The sequence below is a fragment of the Streptomyces mesophilus genome (assembly GCF_011044995.1).
In the GTDB taxonomy this organism is placed as follows: domain Bacteria; phylum Actinomycetota; class Actinomycetes; order Streptomycetales; family Streptomycetaceae; genus Streptomyces; species Streptomyces mesophilus.
Window position 1 is genome coordinate 1 of sequence record NZ_JAAKZW010000324.1, and the last position, 7,072, is coordinate 7,072.

At 68.9% G+C, this 7,072-nt stretch carries 8 protein-coding genes and 1 rRNA gene; all 9 read left to right on the forward strand.

Features of this window, described 5'->3' with window-relative positions; all coding sequences use genetic code 11:
* A 5S ribosomal RNA gene (gene rrf, locus G6045_RS38010) occupies window positions 1–115 on the forward strand; the annotation flags it as partial.
* A gap of 81 nt (window positions 116–196) precedes the next feature.
* On the forward strand, window positions 197–841 hold the full coding sequence (locus tag G6045_RS38015; protein ID WP_165336808.1) for an HAD family hydrolase: 645 nt from the start codon (window positions 197–199) through the stop codon (window positions 839–841).
* A gap of 42 nt (window positions 842–883) precedes the next feature.
* A complete protein-coding gene (locus G6045_RS38020; protein WP_165336809.1) occupies window positions 884–2,083 on the forward strand; it encodes an MFS transporter in 1,200 nt (399 codons plus the stop codon).
* A complete protein-coding gene (locus G6045_RS38025) occupies window positions 2,052–3,221 on the forward strand; it encodes an acetoin utilization protein AcuC (RefSeq protein WP_165336810.1) in 1,170 nt (389 codons plus the stop codon). The genes G6045_RS38020 and G6045_RS38025 overlap by 32 nt, the downstream gene beginning before the upstream one ends.
* A gap of 81 nt (window positions 3,222–3,302) precedes the next feature.
* Window positions 3,303–4,118 carry a phosphatase gene (locus G6045_RS38030; protein ID WP_165336814.1) on the forward strand — a complete coding sequence of 272 codons (816 nt, stop codon included), beginning with the start codon at window positions 3,303–3,305 and terminating at the stop codon, window positions 4,116–4,118.
* Window positions 4,119–4,248: 130 nt separating this feature from the next.
* On the forward strand, window positions 4,249–4,458 hold the full coding sequence (locus G6045_RS38035; RefSeq protein ID WP_165336811.1) for a helix-turn-helix domain-containing protein: 210 nt from the start codon (window positions 4,249–4,251) through the stop codon (window positions 4,456–4,458).
* 121 nt (window positions 4,459–4,579) lie between these two features.
* Window positions 4,580–4,678 carry a 30S ribosomal protein bS22 gene (locus G6045_RS38040; RefSeq protein WP_003948845.1) on the forward strand — a complete coding sequence of 33 codons (99 nt, stop codon included), beginning with the start codon at window positions 4,580–4,582 and terminating at the stop codon, window positions 4,676–4,678.
* 198 nt (window positions 4,679–4,876) lie between these two features.
* Window positions 4,877–5,953 (forward strand): NAD-dependent epimerase/dehydratase family protein, encoded by a 1,077-nt coding sequence (locus tag G6045_RS38045; RefSeq protein ID WP_165336812.1) that lies wholly within the window; start codon window positions 4,877–4,879, stop codon window positions 5,951–5,953.
* Between the two features lie 14 nt (window positions 5,954–5,967).
* A complete protein-coding gene (locus tag G6045_RS38050; RefSeq protein ID WP_165336813.1) occupies window positions 5,968–7,026 on the forward strand; it encodes a lysophospholipid acyltransferase family protein in 1,059 nt (352 codons plus the stop codon).
* Window positions 7,027–7,072: the final 46 nt, after the last annotated feature.

A 7,072-nucleotide genomic window follows, 5' to 3' on the forward strand; every position in this document is an offset into this window, starting at 1 on the left:
CGGTGGTCATAGCGTGAGGGAAACGCCCGGTTACATTCCGAACCCGGAAGCTAAGCCTCACAGCGCCGATGGTACTGCAGGGGGGACCCTGTGGGAGAGTAGGACGCCGCCGAACTAAATTTGATAAAGCCTCAACCCCCGGACATTGTCCGGGGGTTGAGGCTTTTCTGCGTTGTGTCCGTTTACAGTTCGAGGTATGCGCTACGACCTGGTCATCTTCGACAACGACGGCGTCCTCGTGGACAGTGAGCCGATCTCCAACACCATCCTCGCCCAGTACCTGAGCGAGCTCGGGCACCCCACCACGTATGAAGACTCCCTCAGGGATTACATGGGGGCCGCCGTGCACCGTGTGCATGACCTCGTGCGGGAGCGGAGTGGGCAGGAGTTGCCGGCCGACTTCGACGACACGTTGCACCAGCGGGTGTTCTCGGCCTTCGAGCGGGAGCTCACGCCCGTCGCCGGCGCCGAGGACGTGCTCGGGAAGCTGACCGCCGAGGGTGTCTCGTACTGTGTGGCCTCTTCCGGGAGCCACGAGCGGATCCGCGTAGGACACCGGAAGACCGGACTCGACCAGTGGTTCGAGGAGGAGTGGATTTTCAGCTCCGAGGATGTCGGGAAGGGCAAGCCCGCGCCGGATCTGTTTCTCCACGCAGCCGAGCGGATGGGTGTCTCGCCCGACCGGTGTGCCGTCGTCGAGGACAGCCCGCTCGGGGTGCAGGCCGCGCAGGCCGCGGGGATGGATGTGTACGCGTATACGGCGATGACGTCCTCCGAGCGGCTGGCCGGGGCCAACGCGTACTTCTTCGACATGGGGCAGCTGCTCGAATTGCTGCGCTGATCATCTACCCGTGGGTAGCCCGGGGGCCTACGCTGTGCGGCCATGACAGATGCGCGGTTGCGGCATGGCAGGGTTTCGCTGGCGTTCAGCTTTTTCGTGCAGGGCGTGGCCTTTGCGCTGCTCGTGACCCGTATCCCGGCGATCCAGGACCGGTACGGGATATCCGACGGGCTGCTGCCCGCTTTTCTCGCCGCTGTGCCGATCCTCGCGGGGGTCGGCAGTGTGGCCACCGAGCATCTGGTGAAGCGGATCGATCCGCGGCTCGTGCTGCGGTGGTCACAGCCGGTGGTGCTGCTCTCCCTGCTCGGGGTCGGCGCCGGCAGCGAGCTGTGGGAAGTCGCCCTGTCGCTGGGGGCGTTCGGACTCGCGGTCGGCGCGCTCGACGCCTCGATGAACATGATCGGGGTGAGTCTGCAGCGCGCGTACGGGCGGAGCATCATGCTCGGGTTCCACGCCGCGTACAGCCTGGGCGGGATCGTCGGGGCCTCGCTCGCGTGGGCCGGGGCGCACTGGGATCTCTCGCTGTTCGTCTCGTATCTGCCCGTGGTGGTGGCGCTGCTGCCTGCGGCGCTGGTCGGGAGCCGGTGGTATGTGCGGGGCGGGACCGCCGCGGAGCAGGTGCGGGTCAAGGGGGCCGCGCAGCCGGTGGTGTTCAAGGCGCTGCTGCCGCTGTGCCTGGTGATGACCTTCGCGTACATCGGGGACTCGACGGTCTCCAACTGGAGCGCGAAGTATCTGGAGGACGTGCTCGGCAGCTCGGACGAGGTGGCGACCGTTCCGTACAACGTCTACATGGTGACGACGCTGATCGGGCGGGCCGTGGGGGACTTCGGGGTCCGGCGGTTCGGTGCTGTGCCGGTGGTGCGGTTCGGGACTGTGCTTGCCGCGCTCGGGTTCGTGGTGGTGGCTGCCGCGCAGGGGGCGTGGATGGGGATCGCCGGGTTCACCCTGGTCGGGTTCGGGCTGTGTGTCCTGGTGCCGCAGACCTTCGCGGCCGCCGGGCGGATGTTCCCCGGGGCCTCGGACACCGCGATCGCGCGGCTCAACATCTTCAACTACGTGGGGTTCCTGATCGGTTCGCCGCTGGTCGGTGCTCTCGGGGACGCGTGGAGCTATCGCGGGGCGATGCTGGTGCCGATGGCGCTGGTGCTCCTGACGCTGTTCTACGCCCGCTCCTTCGCGCCCGAGGACGACCGATACGGTGAGGGGCATGAGCGGCCGCGCGCAGTTGATGTGGGATGACGCAGTCACGGGGTACGACTTCGGGCCCGAGCACCCGATGGACCCCGTACGGCTCGACCTGACCAGAAAGCTGATCGGCGCCTTCGGCCTGGACGAGGAGCTGAAGGTGGTGGCCGCACAGCCGGCCGGGGATTCGACGCTGCGCCTTGTGCACCGCGAGGACTACATCGCGGCGGTGAAGGCCGCGTCGGCCGATCCGGACGCGGCCGACACCTCGTACGGGATCGGGACCATCGACGATCCGGCCTTCGCGGGGATGCATGAGGCCTCCGCGCTGATCGCCGGGCAGTCCGTGGCCGCGGCCGAGGCGATCTGGCGGGGCGAGGCGGAGCATGCCGTGAACTTCGCGGGCGGGCTGCACCATGCGATGCCGGGGTCGGCGGCCGGGTTCTGCATCTACAACGACGCGTCCCTGGCGATCGCGCGGCTGCTCGAGCTGGGCGCCGAGCGGGTCGCGTACATCGATGTGGACGTGCACCACGGGGACGGGGTGCAGGCGGCGTTCTGGGAGGATCCGCGCGTTCTGACGATCTCGCTGCACGAGCACCCGCGGTCGCTCTTCCCGCAGACCGGCTGGCCGGAGGAGACCGGGGCCGGGGACGGTGAGGGCGGCGCGGTGAACGTGGCGCTGCCGGCCGGGACGAGCGATGCGGGGTGGCTGCGGGCCTTCCACGCCGTGGTGCCCGAGCTGATCGAGGACTTCCGGCCGCAGGTGCTTGTCACGCAGCACGGCGCCGATACGCATTTCGAGGATCCCCTCGCGCATCTCGCGATCTCCCTGGACGCCCAGCGCATGGTGCAGGCGGCCTGCCACGACCTGGCGCACGAGCACGCGGACGGGCGGTGGCTCGCGCTCGGGGGCGGGGGATACGCGATCGTCGACGTGGTGCCGCGTTCCTGGACGCATCTGACGGCGATCGCCGCCGGCCGGCCGATCGAGCCGACGGCCGAGGTGCCCGAGGAATGGCGGCACCAAGTCTTCGCACGGACCCGGCAGTTGGCGCCGCAGCGGATGACGGACGGCCGAACGCCGAAGTGGCTGGACTGGTCCGAGGGCTACGACCCGGCGGACCGGCTCGACCAGACGATTCTGGCCACGCGGCGGGCCGTGTTCCCACAGCGGGGAATGCTGCCCTGAGGGTACGGGGCGTTAGCCCAACTGTGGGGCATTTACTGGGTTTTGGGGCCCTCGCTGCTTCAAGTGCGCCAGCATCTAGGCGTGTTGAGCCCCGGCGCCTTACGCGCACACCTTCTGGCGGCCCGGCTCGCCGGTCCCGTCGCCACCTCGCGCGAACAGTCCCTGCACAGCTATCGGCTGTTCGCGGCCCGAGACCCCAGAATGCTGCTCGGGCTGGATCCCGAATGGGCCTGGAGCACGCGGGATTTGCTGGCGCTGATGGCCGACAAGTGCGGGGTGTCGCCGGATCCGTCGGACCACGAAGGGCCCGACGTCATCGACCCCGACCGGACCCTCGCGGGCCTCGACGCCTTCGCCGACCGGCTCGTGGCGGCTGCGGAGCGTGGTGAGCCGGTGCTGATCGGGACCGGTCATCCGCACCGACTGCTCGGGTTCTACGGCGACTTGGCAGACGCTCTCTCGGCGGCTGGATGTACTGTTCTCACCCCTGCGCAGGGTTGCTCTGTCGACATAACGACTCGGTTTGGTCTACGCACGTACAACCTTGATTACGTACGAGGAGTCGCGCTGGTGCGCGACGCCGGCGTGGAGGGCGCGGGGCGTGAGCCGGGCGCACATTCCCACTCACCACTGCCGGTTCGGACCGCGCTCGGGGCGGCCGCAGCCGCCGGCGGACCGCTGCCGGGGCTGGTCGTCGGGGACCACGGCTGGGTCTGCGGTGCAGGTCAGCTGGGTATTGAGGCGATCGGCCTGGCAGATACGGATGATCCCGCGCTGTTCGTCGGAGAGGCGGAGGGGCGCGTGTCCGTCGCCGTTCCGCTTGATGACGCTGTGCGGTCTGATTACTACCGACCGCTTACTCGCTACGTACTCAATCGGGCGGGTCTGTCACAGTAGGCGGCTGATTGCAGCACCTCTTCCCCACTCGCATCACCCGCCCCTACTCTGGGGAGTGAGCGCGTGGCGACGAGGAGTCACCGGAAGGGGAAGCCGGTGCCCGTCCGCGTGCGGAAGGTTCAGGTGTGTCATGGCTGCTGACCAGAGGCCTCTGTCGGAGGTTCAGTTCTTGACCGTGGCGGAAGTCGCCTCGGTGATGCGCGTATCGAAGATGACCGTGTACCGCTTGGTGCACAGCGGTCATCTGCCCGCGATCCGGGTGGGGAGGTCCTTCCGAGTCCCGGAGAACGCGGTTCACGAGTACCTTCGCGATTCCTATGTGGGGGTGGAGACGGCCTGATCGGGGCTCCTTCGGAACCTCGATTACGGGCTTCGAGCTCGGGCGGGTAGGCTTGGCCCTCGTAGGTCGTGTGGGCCTAGTCTGCCCCGCACCGAGTGAAGAGAAGTGAGCGAGGGTAGTCGTGGGCTCTGTTATCAAGAAGCGGCGTAAGCGGATGGCCAAGAAGAAGCACCGCAAGCTGCTCAAGCGCACTCGCGTCCAGCGTCGCAACAAGAAGTAAGCGACCACTGGAACAGCGCTCTGTGGCCCTCCCACCGTCTTGGTGGGAGGGCCACAGCCGTTTTCCCGGCCTTGCTGGGTACCCGTCTGTGGCGTTGGGCACTTCGCACACCGCGCGGTCATCACAGCGCAACACCCACCCGATACGGTGGCCAAGGCGCGGCGAGGAGCGGTTCTACGGGGAAGGCAGGAGCTGATCTTGGGCAAGGTCGTGCTCGTCACCGGGGTGGCCCGGCAGCTCGGCGGTCGTTTCGTACGGCGGATCCAGCGCGACCCCGAGGTGGACCGGGTGATCGCCGTGGACGCCGCGTCCCCCGAGCACCATCTGGGCGGCGCCGACTTCGTGCAGGCGGACATTCGCCAGCCCGCGATCGCCCGCGTACTGGCCGAGCACTCCGTGGACACCGTGGTGCACATGGACGTCAGCGGCACCCCGCTCGGCGGCGGCAGCCGGGGCTCGGTCAAGGAGACCAACGTCATCGGCACCATGCAGCTGCTCGGTGCCTGCCAGAAGTCGCCCACCGTCAAGCGGCTCGTGGTCAAGTCCTCGACGAATGTGTACGGTTCGGCGCCGCGCGATCCGGCCGTGTTCACCGAGACCACCCCGCCCAAGTCGCTGCCCAGCGGCGGTTTCGCCAAGGATGCGGTGGAGGTCGAGGGCTATGTGCGGGGCTTCGCACGGCGCCGGCCCGATGTGGCCGTCTGTGTGCTGCGCTTCGCGAACATCCTCGGGCCGACCGCGGACACCCCGCTCACCGAGTACTTCTCGCTGCCCGTGCTTCCGACCGTGTTCGGCTACGACCCGCGGCTTCAGTTCGTGCACGAGGACGATGTGATCGAGGTGCTGCGGATCGCCTCGCACGAGCCGGTGCGCGGGACGCTCAACAGCGGCACCTTCAACGTCGCCGGCGACGGCGTCCTGCTGCTCTCGCAGTGCTCGCGACGGCTCGGCCGGCCGACCGTCCCGGTGCTGCTCCCCGCGGTCACCTGGGCGGGCACCGCGCTGCGGACCGTCGGGCTCACGGACTTCTCGCCGGAGCAGGTGAGGCTGCTCACGCACGGCAGGGTCGTCTCGACGGCGCAGATGCGCGAGACACTGGGATTCCGGCCGAAGTACAGCACCGCGGAGGCCTTCGCGGACTTCGCGAGCAGCCGTGGGCCCGGGCTGCTGCCGCCCCAGGCCCTGGCCCGGGCGGTCGACCGGATCGCCGACAGCGCACAGTCGTTCACGGGCGGTGCGGACAGCGGCAAGCACCCGACGCAGAGCGCCAACTGAGGAGCGTAAGGGCAATGGCGGACGCCAAGGTCATCCCGTTCGACGACGACCGGTCGCGCGGTGGCGCCAAGGGGCCGTCGCGGCGCCGCAGCCGGCGGCCGGGCGAGCCCGTCGCCGTACGGGAGGCGCGTGGGCCCGCGGAGCGGCCGGCCGGTGTGCAGCCGGTGCCCGCGGCCGCCGAGCCGCCGCTCGCCCCGGAGCCGGCGCAGGCGCCCGCGCAGACCGGCGGAGGCGGCGGCTGGGAGCGGCGGATCGCCGGGGGGCTGCAGTTCCTGCGGCGGCGGATCACCGGCGATTACGACGTCGACGAGTTCGGTTACGACAAGGAGCTCACCGACCAGGTCCTGATGTCGCTGCTGCGTCCCGTGTACGAGAAGTACTTCCGGGTCGAGGTCAAAGGCATCGAGAACATCCCCGCGGACGGCGGCGCCCTGATCGTCGCCAATCACTCCGGGACGCTGCCGCTCGACGGTCTGATGCTCCAGGTCGCCGTGCACGACAACCATCCGCATCAGCGTCATCTGCGGCTGCTCGCCGCGGACCTGGTCTTCATGCTGCCGGTGGTCAATGAGCTGGCCCGTAAGGCCGGACATACGCTGGCCTGCGCGGAGGACGCCCAACGGCTGCTCGAGGGCGGTGAGTTGGTCGGGGTGATGCCCGAGGGGTTCAAGGGGATCGGCAAGCCGTTCAGCGAGCGCTACAAGCTGCAGCGCTTCGGCCGGGGCGGTTTCGTCTCCACGGCGCTGCGGGCCGGGACGCCGATCATTCCGTGCTCGATCGTCGGGGCCGAGGAGATCTACCCGATGATCGGCAACGCCAAGACGCTGGCCAGGGTGCTCGGGTTCCCCTACTTCCCGATCACGCCGACCTTCCCGTGGCTGGGGCCGCTGGGGGCGGTGCCGCTGCCGACGAAGTGGACCATCCAGTTCGGGGAGCCGATCCCGACGGACGGATATCCGCCGGAGGCGGCGGAGGATCCGATGCTGATGTTCAACTTGACGGATCAGGTGCGGGAGCAGATACAGCACACGCTGTACAAGCTGCTGGTGCAGCGGCGGTCGGTGTTTTTCTGAGACATACGACGGTGGGGCGCCCCTCTCGCGAGGGGCGCCCCACCGT